We start from the raw sequence: 17,079 nt of genomic DNA on the forward strand, positions 1-17,079 counted from the left end.
AACGTTATGAAGTTATTAGAACAAATTGAAAAGTGGGCTGCAGAAACGCCTGATCAAACCGCTTTTGTTTGGCGAGATGCGAAAATTACGTACAAACAATTAAAGGAAGATTCTGATGCGTTAGCACATTGGATTTCTTCTGAATATCCAGATGATCGTTCACCAATTATGGTGTATGGCCATATGCAACCTGAAATGATTATAAACTTTTTAGGGTGTGTAAAAGCTGGACATGCTTACATTCCTGTAGATTTATCTATCCCAGCTGATCGCGTACAACGTATCGCTGAAAATTCTGGTGCGAAATTACTTTTATCAGCTGCAGAAGTAACTGTAACTGATTTACCAGTTCGCATCGTAAGTGAAGACAACTTAAAAGATATTTTCTTTACTCATAAAGGGAACATTCCAAATCCTGAACATGCGGTAAAAGGTGATGAGAACTTCTACATTATTTACACATCAGGAAGTACAGGTAATCCGAAAGGGGTTCAGATTACTTATAACTGCCTTGTTAGCTTTACAAAATGGGCTGTAGAAGATTTCAACTTACAAACAGGGCAAGTATTCTTAAACCAAGCACCTTTCTCATTCGATTTATCTGTAATGGATATTTACCCATCATTAGTAACAGGCGGTACACTTTGGGCAATCGATAAAGATATGATTGCACGTCCAAAAGACTTGTTTGCTTCTCTAGAGCAATCGGATACTCAAGTATGGACTTCAACACCATCTTTCGCTGAAATGTGTTTAATGGAAGCATCTTTCTCTGAGAGTATGCTACCAAACATGAAAACATTCTTATTCTGCGGTGAAGTGTTACCAAATGAAGTGGCTAGAAAACTAATTGAGCGTTTCCCGAAAGCAACGATTATGAATACGTACGGTCCAACAGAAGCTACTGTTGCTGTAACAGGTATTCACGTTACAGAAGAAGTGCTTGATCAATACAAATCACTTCCAGTTGGCTACTGTAAATCAGACTGTCGCCTTCTTATTATGAAAGAAGATGGTACAATTGCACCTGATGGTGAAAAAGGTGAAATCGTAATTGTCGGTCCAAGTGTAAGCGTTGGATATTTAGGAAGCCCTGAATTAACAGAAAAAGCATTTACTATGATTGACGGTGAGCGCGCCTATAAAACAGGCGATGCTGGCTATGTAGAAAATGGTCTTCTATTCTATAATGGTCGTCTTGATTTCCAAATTAAGCTTCATGGTTATCGAATGGAATTAGAAGAAATTGAGCATCATCTTCGTGCGTGTTCTTACGTAGAAGGAGCAGTTATTGTTCCGATTAAAAAAGGTGAGAAATACGATTATTTATTAGCGGTTGTTGTTCCTGGAGAACATTCGTTTGAAAAAGAATTCAAATTAACATCTGCAATTAAAAAAGAACTCAATGAGCGATTACCAAACTACATGATTCCACGTAAATTCATGTATCAATCTTCTATTCCAATGACACCAAATGGAAAGGTAGATCGCAAAAAATTATTGAGTGAGGTTACAGCATGACCGCATATGGATCATTTTATTTTTTCGCTATAGTGGGCATTTTATTAATACCTACTATCATAGCTGGATTAAAAGGTAAAATGTTGCGTAAATATAATGCCGTTTTAACATTAGTCATGATTGCTATTATCTTCTCGGATAAACCGAAGCAAGCAATGATGTTAGCTGCATTTATTATTTGGCAATATGTCCTTATTAAAGGCTATTTAATTTTAAGAAAACAAAATAATAGTACATTCACGTTTTGTATAGCTGTTATTTTATCGATTTTGCCTCTTATTTTGGCAAAAATCGCACCGTTTGCATCGTTTTTACCTGAGTTAAAACTTGTTGTTTTTCTAGGTATATCTTACGTAACATTTAGAGCAGTTCAAATGGTATTTGAAGTTCGTGATGGTTTAATTAAAGAACTTTCTTTCTTTAACTTCTGGGAATTCGTTCTATTCTTCCCTGCGATTTCAACAGGACCTATCGATCGTTACCGAAGATTCCAAAAAGATATTCAAAAACCACCTAGTGCAGAAGAATATCAAAATTTACTATATACAGGGTTAAACCGTATTTTCCAAGGTTTCTTGTATAAATTTATTATCGCTTACTTAGTAAAGCAATACTTTATGGATCCAGCATTTGCTCAACAAGATACAATCCTTTCAAATATGATTTACATGTATAGCTATAGCTTATATTTATTCTTCGACTTTGCTGGTTATAGCTCATTTGTAATTGGTGTAAGTTATATGATGGGAATTAAAACGCCAGAAAACTTTAATAAGCCGTTTATTAGTCGTAACATTAAAGACTTCTGGAACCGCTGGCACATGAGTTTATCATTCTGGTTCCGTGACTTTATTTACATGCGTTTCGTCTTTTTTGCAACGAAGAAAAAGTTAATTAAGAACCGTTACACTATTTCGTATATCGGTGCATTTTTAAACTTCTTCATTATGGGAATTTGGCACATCCAAGGAAGCGCTGTTGCGCAGTATGTTATTTATGGTCTATATCATGCCGCACTGTTTATTCTATTCGATATTTTCGAACGAAAAAACAAGAAGCATAAGTTTTGGCCAAACAATAAATTTACACACGTCCTTGCGATTGTGATTACGTTCCACGTTGTATGTTTCGGTTTCCTTATTTTCTCTGGACACCTTAACAGATACTTTTAATGCACCCTTCTTATTATATTAAGAAGTTGCACATATAATATATTCGGATATAAAGGAGATTTTAAAAATGGCAGAATTCAAAGAGCAAGTATTAGATATTTTAGAAGAAGTATGTGAAAACGATATTGTGAAAGAAAACTTAGATGTTCAATTATTTGAAGAAGGTATTCTTGATTCTTTCGCTGTAGTATCTTTATTAGTTGAATTCCAAGAGCGTTTAGATATTGAAGTTTCTATTTCTGATTTTGACCGTGACGAGTGGGCTACACCAAACATGGTTATTAAGAAGTTGGAAGAAATCCGATGAACAAAGCAAAATTTGGTCCGATGCTTTTAGCATTGGCCCTTTTTGCTGTATTCTTACTTATTCCGACGCGCTTCCTACTTCCACTTTTAAGTGATGAAAAAGTAGAACAAGCTGCAACTTCTTTGAAAGAAGAAAAGATTCAAAGTATGATTTTACAGCAAAAGATGTTAGCAGATCCGAAATATCTTCCGATGTACGGTTCATCGGAATTCGCACGTATGGATGCTTTCCATCCATCAAATTATTTCAAAGTAAAGCCTGAAGGGTTCACACCATTCCTTCTTGGACGCGGCGGAACACAAGACCTTGTACACGTATTAAACTTTGCATCTACAATGGATCAATTGAAAGACAAGAAAATGGTATTCGTTCTTTCTCCGCAATGGTTTGTGCCACAAGGTATTGATGAAACACACTTTGCACCTAACTTTTCAAAACAACAAGGCTATCATTTCCTTTTCAATGATGACTTAAAGCCTGAAATGAAAAAACAAATTGCAAAGCGCTTATTAAACTTTGAGATCGTTAAGAAAGAAACTTTACTTAAAGTTTCGCTTGAAGGTATCGCTTATGATGATACAAAGCATAAAGTAAAAGCACTTGCTGCTAAACCTTTCGCTTATGTGTATCGTAACATTTTAGATCGTAAAGATTTATTTACAGCAATGTTTGATATTAAACCGCATAAAGAAAAACTTGACCCTTCATTAAAACAAATGAACTGGGATGAAGCTCGTAAACATGCGGATCAAACAGGTGCAGCAGAATCAGGGTCTAATGAATACGGTATTGAAGACGATTACTTCAATAGCAAAATTAAGAAGAAATTAAAGCAGCGTGAAGGCTACTTAAAAAATGATGCTTATGACCAATCACCAGAGTATGAAGACTTACAACTTGTACTTGATTTATTAAAACAATCTGGTGCAAAACCACTCTTTATTTCTGTTCCTGTAAAAGGTCCTTGGTACGATTACGCTGGATTCCCGAAAGAACGCCGCGAAGCGTACTATAAGAAAGTTCATGAGCAAATTGAGAAAGCTGGTTATCCAATTGCCGACTTCTCAAACCATGAATATGATAAATACTTCTTAAAAGATCATATGCACTTAGGTTGGAAAGGCTGGGTTTACATCGACGAGGCCATCCAACAATTTTATAAAGCAAACTAATGAAAAGACCGCTTGAATTATTCAAGTGGTCTTTTTCTATATACATTTTGTAATTGTTCCATTACATCCTCTGCTTCTTTCACGACCCGCTCCACTACGTGCTGAGCTGGCTCAATTCTTGCTAATGCTGATGCTTGTCCCGCCCAAAGTGACATATATTCTCCCTTGTTTTGCGTCGCTGCTTCTTGGCGTATTTTAGAAGTTAATACGTTTTGCACTGGATACATCGGAAGCCCTTCTTCTTTTCCTTCGTGTCTCTCTATAAATTCATTACGAATACCCCGTGCATATTTCCCGGAAAACGCACGAGTTACAATTGTGCTCGTATCTGTACTTTTTAATACAGCCTCTTTATATACGTCATGTGTAATACTTTCTTCACTCGTTAAAAAAGCTGATCCCATTTGAACAGCTTCTGCCCCTAACGCAAATGCCGCAACAAGCCCTTGTCCGTTCATTACACCACCTGCTGCAACAATTGGGATATGCGGAACTGCCGCTACTAACTGCGGAATTAACGCAAACGTACCAATCATTGCATCTTGTTCTTTCCCGATAAACGTTCCTCTATGACCTCCTGCTTCGCTACCTTGCCCGGCGATAATATCTACTCCTAGCTCGGCAAGTGCTCTCGCTTCTGCTACATGAGTCGCTGTTCCGATGACTTTTATTCCTCTTCTTTTTAATTCATCTATTTCTTCTTGTTCTAACGTTTGGAATGCAAAGCTAACGACCGGTACCTTTTCTTCTACTAACACTTGTAATTGTTCTTTATAACTTTTTGGAAGATTTACTACATCCTCTTCCTCAATACCTAACTCTCTATTCACTCCATTAAGTAAGACTTTCGCCTCATTTATCTTCTCTTTTTCTATCTGCACCTCTTTCGTTAACAGTAAATTAACACCGAAAGGCTTATTTGTTAGTTCCCTTATTTTATAAATCGCTTTACGAATTTGTTCTGGGCTCATATAGCCTGCTCCAAGCGTTCCTAATCCTCCGCTATTACTTACAGCTGCAACAAGTTCTGGCGTTGTAATGGCACCCGCCATACCTGCTTGAATGATGGGATACTTAATTTGCAATATGTCTATTACTCGACTTGTGAACATCATTTCCCCTCCTATCCCCCTTATATCTTCTTTATTTGACAAGCTTTCCCCTTCTTTTACAAGGGTTGAACTTCATATGAAGCGAATATATTGAAAGAGAAGGAGGCTGAAAACAATGATTTATCCAAATGCGTTAAAACATGGTGATACAGTAATGATTATTGCACCGTCTGGTCCACCTACAATTGAAAGTGTATTAAAAGGGGTAAATGTATTACAAGAGATGGGATTATCCGTAATAATTGGGAAGAGTATTTATGAAAAGTATGGGTATTTAGCTGGAAGTGACCAAGTTCGTCTTGATGATATACATGAAGCCTTTACAAATAATGAAGTAAAAGCAATTTTCTGTGCACGAGGTGGTTACGGAAGCGCTCGTCTTCTCCCTCACATTCAATATGAAATCATTCAACAAAATCCAAAAATTTTTTGGGGATACAGCGATATTACAGCTTTACATACTGCTTTTTCACGTTATGCAAAGCTTGTTACGTTTCATGGTCCGATGATTGAAGAAGTAGGCAAAGGTATAGATTCTCTCTCTTTATCTTCTTTCAATCAGCTCTTCCACCCGTATTCTTCTATCTTATCTGCATCAGAATGTATCGTACCTAGCTCAGCCTGTACAGCTACCGGTACATTAGTTGGAGGGAATTTAGCTGTTTTAACGAGTGTAATTGGTTCACCCTATGAAATAAGTACAGCCAATACACTTTTATTGCTTGAAGATATCGGGGAAGAACCGTACCGCATCGATCGTATGTTAAATCAACTACTTTTATCTGGAAAGTTTAATGAATGCAATGGCGTTATTTTTTCAAGTTGTCATGATTGCACCCCTTCTAAACCATCTCAATCATTGCAAACAATATTATATGAATATTTCATGCCATATGATATACCTGTCCTATTCGGTTTACCGATTGGACATATAAATCCAAATATCGGTATTCCCCTTGGAGCTACAGCAACAATAAATACAAATAATAAAACACTCTCTATTTCTTCAGGCGTAGCACTCCATGTTTAAATTAAAAAGGAAAAGCGATTAAGCTTTTCCTTTTACTTATAATAATTAAAAATTCGTCCAGATGCGATATCTGCAATTTCTTCCGGAATAAATGTTTTACTTATATCAGTACCAACATTTAATACAGCTGTTGCATCCTTCTCAATGCCACCAAATAATTCTTTTCCACGTATCGTAATAAGGGGTGTACCTTCTGGCAACACATCTTTTACAAATTTCAATTGTGTAAAGAACGGAACGATCCATCTACCCTCTCCTTGGAAATGACGCAAACGAAGTGTTCCTTCCGTTGCCCCGTCTTCTGCTTCAAGTGAACCAGCAACATAAAACTCCGTTGATAAGAGCAATTCATAAAATTCCTTTTGCTTTTGTTTATCCTCACCTGCTAAAACGAGTACTTTTTCTATTTTCTTTACTGAAATTTGCTCCATATGATGCCACCCCTATTTTCAAAATGATTATACTTAGATTATACGAAATATTCTTATTTTTTTCTACATAATTCCGTAATTATTTTCTTAAAATAATTTTAAGATATCTTCAGTCGTAACGATTTTAGCAAATTCATCATGTAAGTTTACAAGTGTCATATTGTGAATGTCCTCTGCACTATACTCTGCCCCGTCCAGACCTTTCCGATTGAATGTAGCCGTCGCATCGCTCACTAAATACGTTGTAAATCCTAAATTACCTGCCATCCGTGTTGTAGTCTCCACACAATGATTTGTTGTTAATCCTACAATCACTACCGTATTACATTTTTTCTCTCTTAATTGTTCTTCTAAATTTGTCCCAATGAACGCGCTATTAACGGATTTCTGGATAATTATTTCATCTCACAGTGGTTTCACTTCTTCTTTAAAGTTTACTGTTTCTGCTTGTTGATAAAACATCGACTGAACATTTTCTTTATTTACATGTTGAATATGAAAAACTGGTCGCTTCCTTCTTCTCCATTCTTCTAATAAACTTTTCATATTTTCTTCAGCAAAAAGATTATTTCTCTCCCCCCAGTATGGTAATTGAAACGCCTTTTGTACATCAATTATGATAAGTGCTATTTGATTAATCATCATTTTCTCCTTAATTTGGTTGTAGTTGAAATACAAAACCAAGTTGCTGCGACGCAGTAATAAAACAAATATAAGCACAAAGTTCTACAATTTCTTTTTCCGTCCAATATTGTTTTAATACATGAAACATATTATCATCTATCGCCTTTCGATCATGAACAAATGTATGCGCAAAAGTAACGGCTACACTAATCTCCTCTGCCTTTTGCACATCATCAGGTCTTCCCTTTGCCATGCAATACGGACATTCATTCCCGTATGCTAATGTTCTTCTCACTTGCTCCTTCAACTCTGCTGAAAGTGTTCCTTTATTGTACAGTGTATCCTCTAACGTACTCCACGAATGTAATATATCTGGATTATGGCCTAATAACTTTTGAAACTTTGTATCTCCTACATTTGATAATGAAATTCTCTCCATCATTTCCCCTCCTATTTCCTTCTATTTTATTGTAAAATAAATGAAGTTCACTTTACATTTCATATGAATCTTAATTCATATTTTTTCTTTACAAAAATTATCATTTTGCTGGAGGTATATTTACAAATGCAACTAGACCGTGTTGATCGAAAGATTTTAAATGAATTATATAATGATAGTCGCCTTTCCATGCGCGAATTAGCAAAGCGAGTAAACTTATCCGCTCCGTCTACTACAGAACGTGTTCGTAAACTTGAAAGTGAAGGAATTATTCAAAAATACACAATCGATATTGATTATAAAAAAGCAGGACTTGTTTTAGATTGTATTTTAGAAATCACTTTAAAAAATGGTGATACAACACGTATGCAACAGTTTATCCAATCTTATCCATCTGCAAGTTTTTGTTACCGAGTAACAGGAAGCTTATGCTACATTGTAAAAATTTCTGTTCCTTCACTCGTTGAACTTGAAGAATTTATCAATGATGTTTCTTCATATGCAACGACAGTTTCTCATATCGTATTATCAGAAGTATCTCTTACTCCAGACATTGAGCATATCTTCCCAGAAAATTAATTTATTTTTATCACGCTATTTGTTGGCAGTAAAACTCCCACCTCAAAATTCAGTTGCAGCCAAAAAGTTAATAGGGAGTCTGGCTACCCGTAAACGCCCAATTGGTGAAGGTTAATAATCGGTGAGGATGAATAAAACTCCAACTCATTAAAGTTTCACTTTATTCACAAAAAATCTAAAAACCCCTTACAAAAAGAATAAAAATAATATATTATGTATTAAAATACATAAAGTTCGAGAAAGGGGCTTTACATTGAAAATCTGGTTTTATGAAAAAACAGCACAATTAGATGACTTGCTTGGTATTTGGGACAATGTTCCGACGATCCCTCGAATTGGTGAAAAAGTGGAGCTTTTAAAAACTGTCCGCACTGTTACAGATATTAAATATGTAAAGAACGGTAATAATTTTCGTGTAGAAATTATTACGAATTAAAAAACATCTCTCCTTTTATACAGGAGAGATGTTTTTTAATTATCTATCATGTGCTTTTTTTATAACGATTTTATCTTCTTCTACAGAAACTGTTACATAATCATTTTCTTCTAACCGAAGCTTATTTACCGCTTCATCTGGTAGTTCTGCAGCCATCAATCTATCTGTTACGATCACTTGACTATACAATTCATTTTCTTGTGATGCATTCACTACCTTTTCTTCATTTATGAAGCGCACTGGTGGCACACCCACTTCTTTTACTGTACGCCATTGTTTCCAAACATAAGGAATTAACCAAAGTAACCCAACAACTGTAAGACCGATACCAATCCATAAATTACTTTGTGCTTGTAATTCAGGAATTGAGATTGCAGTATCTTCTTCTCCACCGACAAATTGCATACTTGTCGCAATTAAATTATTAAGAGCATGCACAGCAATATTCGTCCATATATTTTTCGTTTTTATGTATAAAAGGCACATAACAACACCAAACATGAAAGCACCAATAACATCAAAGTGTCCTAAACCAAAAATAAGTGAAGATATAATTACAGCTTTTTTAATTCCCCATTTATAAGCCATTCGCTGTAAAAAGAATCCCCTAAAAATAATCTCTTCCATAATAGGTGCTAATACACATGCTGAAATGAAAGTAAATATCGTCATATATATGTTACTCGTATTAATAACAGTTCCATCTTCTAACATGGCAACTAAGAAATTCGGTAACGTATGTGCTAATATGTAAAATTGAATATGAGATATACCGACTGAAAAAATCATTCCCATTATCGTTGCTAATAAAATGAGTCCCCACGGTAAACGTCCTGGCTTATCAAAGAAACTTTTAAAAACAACATTATTTTTATTCGCTTTTACGTACAACCAAAATAACGGAAATACAAAAAATACAGTTATTTGTGAAATAACCTCTAACGTGCTATCAGAAACATTTGATAAACCTAATGGAATCATCGTAAGAAACAACCCTATCATCATCCATCCAAAAAAGCTACGTAGTCTTATACGTGAAAATGCATATTGCAATATTGCACACCTCCAAAGATTGTTAAAGTAAAACTTTAATCAGTTATAGGGAACCCTTCTCCTACAAATAGCAGGATAACTATATTATAATATGAATATAGTTGAAAATCTTCCTGTTTTTCTCAAATACTTTCGAGCAACGTATCTCTTAACATATATAATAACGAATTTATTGGATATACCATATCACAGTTCTTCAACTACGTTACAACTTACATTTGCTGTACTTAAATAGCTGGAGAAGATCCGGTATTCTATCGCTAACAGCATCTCAAATTAACAATACAGAATACTAGAAATGTAAAAAACTATGTAATAAAAATCCCCGTTTTTACAAACGGGGATTTCTTTTATTATAATACGTCACGTTTTTGGAATAATGCACTTGATGCTACAAGTAATACAGCAAAATATGCAGCTAAAAGTAATAATGAAGTTGTAAACGTAAATTCTGCAAATGGTGGCTCCATTCCACCGCTTACCAATTTATTACTGTCGTAAGCTCTTAAATCTAAATGGAAGAATACTACAAACTTCGCTACACCTTTTGCAAACATCATTAGTGCAATAGTAATTGCTCCTTGCAAGAAATATAAGAACAACGTAATAATTAATGGCAATACGGATTTTCTAAATACATTTGCTAAGAAAAAGGCAAGTGTTGCAAAGAAAAATGGTGATACAAGCTGATATAACATCGTTCTTAAAACAATTCCTAACGTTAAATCTGTTTTACTACCATCCATTACAATACCACCAATAATCGTTGCAATGAACATACCAGCAAATATGATAAATAGCATCGCTAATAACACAGTAATATATTTAGAAAATAAAACTGTAAGTCGTTTTCTTGGACGAATTAACAATTGTTTAATTGTACCTTTTTGGAACTCATCAGTAAGAGTACGGGCTGCAAGTGTGATCCCAAAAATTGTTGCGAATAAAACGATTAAACCAATCTCTGAGTTTGCATAATCTAAATACGACCCCTTAAACTCATCACCTTTTCCCCACTTCATCATTGCTAAATTTCCTAAAATTTCGAGTGCCGCAATGACACCGATTAAAATATACATACCTTTTTTCGCATGTAACTTTAAAAATTCATTTTGAATTAATTTAAACATTACGCTTTCACTCCCCCAGTAATCGCTAAGAATTCATCCTCTAACGTTTTATTTTGAACGGTAACACCATATACAAGCACATCAGCATGCACAAGTTTTTTTACAAGCTGTGGAATTCTCTCTTTTGTTACAGATGCCACAATTACATTCTCCTGTGCTTTACCTTTAATAATTTCATTCGCTTTCTGAACTTCATCTACTTCAAACGCTACTACTACTGTCTCATCATGTTTCGCTTGTTCATGTAAGTTGTACTCTTGTACAAACTCACCTTGTTTAATAATTACGACGCGATCACACATTAATTCAATTTCACTTAATAAGTGACTCGATACGATTACCGCGATATTCTCTTCTTTCGCTAGTCGTTGTAAATAATCACGAATTTGGCGAATACCAGCTGGATCTAATCCATTTGTCGGTTCATCTAAAATTAATATTTTCGGCTGATGAAGTAACGCCTGCGCAATTCCTAAACGTTGTTTCATACCAAGTGAGTATGTTTTTACCTTTTTATGAATTGCATGCTCTAATTCAACAAGCTTTACAATTTCAGCGATGCGCTCTTTATTAATAGGTGTAATTGCCATGTTCGCAAAATGCTTTAAGTTTTGCATACCAGTCATATAATCATATAGTTCCGGATTTTCTACAATCGCTCCAATTTGCTCTAACGCCTTTTCACGTTCCGTGCGAATGCTATGACCACAAATTGTAATATCGCCTTCTGTCATAGAAATAAGACCTGTCATCATACGAATTGTCGTCGTCTTACCACTACCGTTCGGTCCAAGGAATCCGTACACTTCCCCTTCTCGAACCTCAAATGATAAACCTCGAATAATTTCTGTTCTACCAATCTTTTTTCGAACATTTTCTAATTTTACTACTACATTTCCCAATGCTGATTCCTCCTTTAGACTTCTAGTTTTTTGTCGATAATATAAGCAATTACATATATTATTAGAGCACTAACAATTACCATAAAACTTATATTAAAAATATTAAATCCATTTTCTTGAAACATCTCAATAAAAAGACTTTTACTTTCACTACGATATTCTACTCTTCGCAATTCTTGGAAAGCTGGAGCTAATTTTCCTAGCAAGGTTATCGCTAAAGTAATCGTTATATTTACTACTAGAGAAATAATAACGATCAGTATATTTTGTGCTTTTTTCTTTTTAGTGAGCAACTTAACTAGAGTAATTACTAATAAGATTTGTAACGTCACAAACAAAAAATCAAACAAATCGCTTATTGCATATATTAAATTATTCATTATGCCCACTTGCATTATTTCTTTTGCCTCTACATATACAGAAGTCGTAGGAAAAGCTAATACATAACTTACGTAGAAAAGAACTCCACATACCCCATACCATATAGCCATTGCAATATATGAGAAAATAAGCATAGAAAACACATATTGTTTCCCAGATATTGCTGTAATCCGTAACATTGGATTGGTTAGTAAGCGAGAATATGACTTCATTGTTTGCAAAAACATATAAATTACATAAAAAAGAAAGATAACCATAATAATCCCAAATATGCCCTCTTGTCTATTGATGGCCGCATCACTCTTTCTTACAATCATTTGCGAAAATAAAACCGCTTCAATTAGCACAAAAAGTAAAAAAGTAACAATGTATCTTTTCTTATTTACATTCCACAAATAGGATAGTATTGACTTCACTTACTAAACACCTCCTTAAACAGTTCATGAATTGCTTTTCCTCTCTGAAAACGAAGTTCTTCTGCATTTTCATATAGAACAATTTCCCCATCTTTTAAAAAGATTACTTCATCAAAAATATTTTCAATTTCATTTATTAAGTGAGTTGAAATTAATATAGTACAATCTTCTCTATAAAACTGTAAAATTAAATCCAATACGTGTTCTCTAGAAAGAGGATCAATCCCGCCCAGCGGTTCATCCAGTACGTATAACTTCGCTTTTCGAGAAAATGTTAAAATGATTTGTAGCTTCTCAATCATCCCTTTTGACAATGCTTTAATTTTTTCTTCTAACGGTATTTTAAATTCCGCAATCGTATCTACCGCTTTTTGAATATCGAAGTCTTTATAAAAATCTCGATAGAAAAATAAAGCATCTTTTACAGTCATCCAATCATCAAAGACTGGCTTATCGGACATAAATGAAACAATTTCTTTCGTCTCTAACCCAACTTTTTTACCGTTAATTGTAATGCTACCTTCAGAAGGGTGCTGTAAACCTGCAATCATTTTCAATAACGTCGTTTTACCGCTCCCATTATCTCCAACAAGCCCTATAATTTTCCCTTCCGTAATCTCTATGTTCAATTCACGAATCACTGCTTTTAACCCGTATCTCTTCCATAAGTTTTCTATTTTTAATAGTTCTGTCATTTGCTCTCCTCCCTCTTTTCATGTAAGGAAGAACGAAGAATTGAAAGGATTTCGTCTTCTGAAAACCCTAAGTTATCCATTCCATCTATAAAAGAATGAAGTAATTCTTTCGCCATATCTTTGCGCAGCTCCATAATTTTCTCCCCTTCATTCGTTACATATCGTCCCATTCCTCTACGCGTTACAACAACACCATCACGTTCCAATTCTTGAAATGTTCGTTGAATTGTATTTGGATTTACTTGTAATTCACTCGCTAATTCACGTACAGAGGGAATTTTATCACCAGGCGATAAATGCCCAACTACAATTTCTTTTTTTATGTATTCCATTACCTGAATGTAAATGGGTGTATTTGGAGAAAATTCTATTTTCATTTCTTCCCTCCTTCTGTCTTAGTGTACTAGTTAAATAGTACACTAAGACAGAATATATGTAAATACTTACAAATAAAATGTAATAAAAAGGCAGTGCAACTTTCGTTACACTGCCTCCTTGCAATCAAAACTAGTACAGTAAACAATATGATAGATTTACTAGTTTGAATCCGTATATAATTTTATACAAAAATTACTTTCCTTTTACTTGCGCTAGTACAGATTTAAACGTATTAATAACTGTATCTACCTCTTCATAACTAATTGTAAGAGATGGTTCGATACGAATTGTTTTTGAGTTAATTAACGTTCCAGCAACGAGAATACCTTGATCAAACATTGCCTTTGACACTTCGTAACCAATCTCGTCTTTATGGAATTCAATACCAATCATTAAACCTTGACCACGAATTTCAAAGATTTTATCCTCGTGCCCTTCTGCTGCTTGTTTCAATCCATTTAAGAAATACGCCCCAACTTCAGCAGCACGTTCTGGTAATTTCTCTTCCAATAATACATGGATTGTTGCAATTGCAGCCGCACATGCCAGCGGATTCCCTCCAAATGTTGTTGTATGCATAAATGGATTTTCAAACCAACTTTGGAATACTTTTTCTTTCGCAACGATAGCTCCTGCTGGCATAACGCCTCCACCAAATGCCTTCGCCAGACAAATAATATCCGGCACAACATCATATAATTCCGCTGCAAACATTTTCCCTGTACGTCCCATTCCAGTTTGTACTTCATCGAAAATAAGGAGTGATCCAAACTCATCACAAAGCTCTCGTACTTGTTTCAAATAATTTTCTGGAGGTAAAATAATACCGCCCTCTCCTTGAATTGGTTCTAAAATAACTGCTGCAACATCTTCTCCCACTAATGCGCATGTCTCAAATGTTTTTCTCATCATATCAATATCGCCAAATGGGACATGACGGAAACCCGGAATTAATGGTAAAAATGGCTTGCGGAACATTCCTTTTGCCGTCCCAGATAAAGCACCAAGGCTCTTACCATGGAAAGCACGAGTTGTAGAAATGAAAGTTGTTCGTTCACTATACATTTTTGCTAGTTTTAATGCTGCCTCTACACTTTCTGTTCCACTATTTGTGAAGAAGGCATATTTCAAATCACCAGGTGTAATATCCGCTAAAATCTTTGCAAGAATCGCTCGAAGTGGATCTAGTAAATCTTGACTGTGTAATGCTTGACGCTTTAGTTGATCTGTCACAGCTTTTACTACTTTCGGATTACGGTGACCAACATTGTAAATTCCGAATCCACCTAAACAGTCAATATATTTTTTACCATTAATATCCATAAAACAAGATCCTTCATCAGACCATTCTACTGCCGCAAATTGTCCATCCTTTGTTACTGTTTTTCTATATGCTAGAAAACCAGGATTCACATGCTCTCTAAATCCATCTACTGTTTCTTTTTGAATCCAGTTTGCTTCTTCTTCAGAAACTTTTTCTTTTTCAATTAACTGTAGTACTTTCGTAATATACTCATTTACATTTGAACCTTTTACATCTTGTTCATTCAATTTATTTTCCACGTTCGTTCCCATTTATTTCACTCCTATATTCTTTTTATTTGCAAACCAACCAATAGGTTCTACTTCTAGATTTATATTAATCTGCTTAATTTCTTGAAATTCCTCTAAACCAAACGTTCCTAGACTACGACCTATACCACTTTGCTTATATCCACCCCAAGGTGCCTCATTGTATGTTGGATGATAGCTGTTAATCCACGTAATTCCTGCGCGAAGCTTGCGAATTACACGCATTGCTTTCGCACCATCAACTGTAAATACCCCTCCAGCTAAGCCATAATCTGTACCATTTGCTAACTCAATTGCTTCTTGTTCATTTTTAAACTTTTGAATTACTACAACAGGACCGAAAATTTCTTCCTGTACAATGCGCATATCGGGTTTTACATTGACAAAGACCGTTGGTTCAATAAAGAAACCCTCACCTTTTCCATCTGTCAGTATTCGCTTACCTCCACAAGCAATGTCTGCGCCTTCGTCTTTCCCAATTTCAATGTAGCGTAATACTTTTTCCATATGTTCTTGACTTACAAGTGGTCCCATTTCTGATTCAGGATTATCACCAGGCCCGACGTTAATTTGCTGCGCTCGCTCCACAAAACTATTAATAAATTTATCGTAAACGCTTTCTTCAACAAGGATTCTCGATCCTGCTGAACATACTTGTCCGCTACCTGCATAAATACCAAATAGTGCATAATCAATAGCTGTTTCAAAATCTGCATCTGCAAAAATAATATTCGGTGATTTGCCTCCAAGTTCTAGCGAAATCTTTTTCATATTATCTGCTGCCGTTCTCATAATGTGCTTGCCTGTTTTTGTTCCACCTGTAAAGGAAATCATATCCACCTTACTACTCGCTGCAATTTCATTCCCTACTATTGGACCGGCCCCCATTACCATATTAGCAACACCTTTTGGTAGCCCTACTTTTTCAAGGATTTCGAATAGCTTTGTCGCAGTAATTGGTGTCACTTCAGAAGGTTTAAACACAATTGTATTTCCAGCTGCTAAAGCAGGTGCAATTTTCCATACACTCATCAATAGCGGATAATTCCATGGAACAATTAATCCACAAACACCAACTGGCTCTCTTACAACCATTGCTTGCATTGGATCGGCTACATGATATGTTTGCCCATCTGGCTTTGTAATCAATCCAGCATAATAGCGAAAACAAGCCGCTGCATCTCCAATATCTCCTTCTGCCTCACGGTATGTTTTTCCATTATCCATTGTTTCAAGATACACTAACTCTTCCATATTTTTATCAATTTCATCTGCTATTTTAAATAAATATGACGCCCTTTCAGCAGTGGATGTTTCTGACCAAATTCCACTATCGAAAGTCGCTCTTGCCACTTCGATCGCGTATTTTGTATCCTCAATTGTTCCCTCAGGTGCATATGCTATACCCTTGCCATTCGCGGGGTTAATTATTGTTCTTTTTTCTTGATTACTAGACTCTCTCCATTCACCGTTTACATACATTTTTAAATCTAGCACTATATTGAATCCTCCTTTATTAATCGTTTATATATTTATAAGCAAGTTTCATGCCAACATTTAAAGCACAAAGGAATCCTATAAAAACTAACTATATTCTTACGTGTAATAAAAAAGAAGTATGCGTTGTTGCATACACTATTCCACTTTGCATAAAACAAAACGTAGATCAGTACCATTACCGTCTTTCATTTTGCTGAAATGTGAGATGATAGTACTTGCCAACCACGAA

The 17,079-nt window shown here is 35.2% G+C and carries 18 protein-coding genes and 1 pseudogene; 7 read left to right on the forward strand and 12 right to left on the reverse strand.

Features of this window, described 5'->3' with window-relative positions:
* Positions 1-6 precede the first annotated feature (6 nt).
* The 4 genes from dltA to dltD all read left to right on the forward strand — a co-directional run bounded on the left by dltA (position 7) and on the right by dltD (position 4,172).
* Positions 7-1,521, forward strand: coding sequence for a D-alanine--poly(phosphoribitol) ligase subunit DltA (gene dltA, locus G9F74_RS03980; protein WP_000770500.1), 1,515 nt, complete (start codon positions 7-9; stop codon positions 1,519-1,521).
* Positions 1,518-2,693, forward strand: coding sequence for a D-alanyl-lipoteichoic acid biosynthesis protein DltB (dltB, locus tag G9F74_RS03985; protein ID WP_000127935.1), 1,176 nt, complete (start codon positions 1,518-1,520; stop codon positions 2,691-2,693). The genes dltA and dltB overlap by 4 nt, the downstream gene beginning before the upstream one ends.
* Positions 2,694-2,760: 67 nt before the next feature.
* On the forward strand, positions 2,761-3,000 hold the full coding sequence (gene dltC, locus G9F74_RS03990) for a D-alanine--poly(phosphoribitol) ligase subunit DltC (RefSeq protein WP_000807310.1): 240 nt from the start codon (positions 2,761-2,763) through the stop codon (positions 2,998-3,000).
* Complete coding sequence (dltD, locus tag G9F74_RS03995; protein ID WP_001030274.1) at positions 2,997-4,172, forward strand: D-alanyl-lipoteichoic acid biosynthesis protein DltD; 1,176 nt, start codon at positions 2,997-2,999, stop codon at positions 4,170-4,172. The genes dltC and dltD overlap by 4 nt, the downstream gene beginning before the upstream one ends.
* Positions 4,173-4,189: 17 nt before the next feature.
* On the opposite strand, the gene G9F74_RS04000 is transcribed toward dltD, so the two are convergent.
* Positions 4,190-5,284: an NAD(P)H-dependent flavin oxidoreductase gene (locus G9F74_RS04000; protein ID WP_000495238.1), complete on the reverse strand. Its 1,095-nt coding sequence runs from the start codon at positions 5,282-5,284 to the stop codon at positions 4,190-4,192.
* Positions 5,285-5,399: 115 nt separating this feature from the next.
* On the opposite strand from G9F74_RS04000, the gene G9F74_RS04005 reads away from it, so the two are divergent.
* Positions 5,400-6,314: a S66 peptidase family protein gene (locus tag G9F74_RS04005; protein WP_002038221.1), complete on the forward strand. Its 915-nt coding sequence runs from the start codon at positions 5,400-5,402 to the stop codon at positions 6,312-6,314.
* 32 nt (positions 6,315-6,346) lie between these two features.
* On the opposite strand, the gene G9F74_RS04010 is transcribed toward G9F74_RS04005, so the two are convergent.
* The 3 genes and pseudogenes from G9F74_RS04010 to G9F74_RS04020 all read right to left on the reverse strand — a co-directional run bounded on the left by G9F74_RS04010 (position 6,347) and on the right by G9F74_RS04020 (position 7,808).
* The gene (locus G9F74_RS04010; protein ID WP_000435260.1) at positions 6,347-6,745 is read right to left on the reverse strand and encodes an SseB family protein; all 399 of its coding nucleotides are present in this window, start codon (positions 6,743-6,745) and stop codon (positions 6,347-6,349) included.
* A gap of 87 nt (positions 6,746-6,832) precedes the next feature.
* Positions 6,833-7,387, reverse strand: a pseudogene (locus G9F74_RS04015) (cysteine hydrolase family protein).
* A gap of 10 nt (positions 7,388-7,397) precedes the next feature.
* Entirely contained in the window at positions 7,398-7,808 is a 411-nt protein-coding gene (locus G9F74_RS04020) for a carboxymuconolactone decarboxylase family protein (RefSeq protein WP_000439732.1), read from the reverse strand.
* A gap of 126 nt (positions 7,809-7,934) precedes the next feature.
* Between G9F74_RS04020 and G9F74_RS04025 the strand changes: the two genes are divergently transcribed.
* Together G9F74_RS04025 and G9F74_RS04030 are read left to right on the forward strand one after the other, a co-directional pair.
* A complete protein-coding gene (locus tag G9F74_RS04025; protein WP_001175506.1) occupies positions 7,935-8,387 on the forward strand; it encodes an Lrp/AsnC family transcriptional regulator in 453 nt (150 codons plus the stop codon).
* 253 nt (positions 8,388-8,640) lie between these two features.
* Positions 8,641-8,823, forward strand: a complete 183-nt coding sequence (locus G9F74_RS04030) for a DUF3913 family protein (protein WP_000707110.1) — start codon at positions 8,641-8,643, stop codon at positions 8,821-8,823.
* A 39-nt stretch (positions 8,824-8,862) separates the two neighbouring features.
* Here the strand turns inward: G9F74_RS04030 and G9F74_RS04035 are convergent, their stop codons facing one another.
* From G9F74_RS04035 to G9F74_RS04070, 8 genes are all read right to left on the reverse strand, one after another.
* A complete protein-coding gene (locus tag G9F74_RS04035; RefSeq protein ID WP_016108061.1) occupies positions 8,863-9,876 on the reverse strand; it encodes a CPBP family intramembrane glutamic endopeptidase in 1,014 nt (337 codons plus the stop codon).
* Between the two features lie 353 nt (positions 9,877-10,229).
* The gene (locus tag G9F74_RS04040; RefSeq protein WP_016108060.1) at positions 10,230-11,006 is read right to left on the reverse strand and encodes an ABC transporter permease; all 777 of its coding nucleotides are present in this window, start codon (positions 11,004-11,006) and stop codon (positions 10,230-10,232) included.
* Positions 11,006-11,908, reverse strand: coding sequence for an ABC transporter ATP-binding protein (locus tag G9F74_RS04045; protein ID WP_000528809.1), 903 nt, complete (start codon positions 11,906-11,908; stop codon positions 11,006-11,008). The genes G9F74_RS04040 and G9F74_RS04045 overlap by 1 nt, the downstream gene beginning before the upstream one ends.
* A gap of 14 nt (positions 11,909-11,922) precedes the next feature.
* Positions 11,923-12,705 (reverse strand): hypothetical protein, encoded by a 783-nt coding sequence (locus tag G9F74_RS04050; protein ID WP_000836179.1) that lies wholly within the window; start codon positions 12,703-12,705, stop codon positions 11,923-11,925.
* Positions 12,702-13,400, reverse strand: a complete 699-nt coding sequence (locus G9F74_RS04055; protein WP_000137721.1) for an ABC transporter ATP-binding protein — start codon at positions 13,398-13,400, stop codon at positions 12,702-12,704. Before G9F74_RS04055 ends, G9F74_RS04050 begins: the two co-directional genes overlap by 4 nt.
* A complete protein-coding gene (locus G9F74_RS04060; protein WP_000687521.1) occupies positions 13,397-13,777 on the reverse strand; it encodes a GntR family transcriptional regulator in 381 nt (126 codons plus the stop codon). The genes G9F74_RS04055 and G9F74_RS04060 overlap by 4 nt, the downstream gene beginning before the upstream one ends.
* Positions 13,778-13,970: 193 nt before the next feature.
* Entirely contained in the window at positions 13,971-15,353 is a 1,383-nt protein-coding gene (locus G9F74_RS04065; protein ID WP_000537092.1) for a putrescine aminotransferase, read from the reverse strand.
* Positions 15,354-16,847 (reverse strand): aldehyde dehydrogenase family protein, encoded by a 1,494-nt coding sequence (locus tag G9F74_RS04070; RefSeq protein WP_000886180.1) that lies wholly within the window; start codon positions 16,845-16,847, stop codon positions 15,354-15,356.
* Between the last annotated feature and the right edge of the window lie 232 nt (positions 16,848-17,079).

This window comes from Bacillus sp. EKM202B (assembly GCF_011066025.1).
GTDB classification, from domain to species: domain Bacteria; phylum Bacillota; class Bacilli; order Bacillales; family Bacillaceae_G; genus Bacillus_A; species Bacillus_A toyonensis.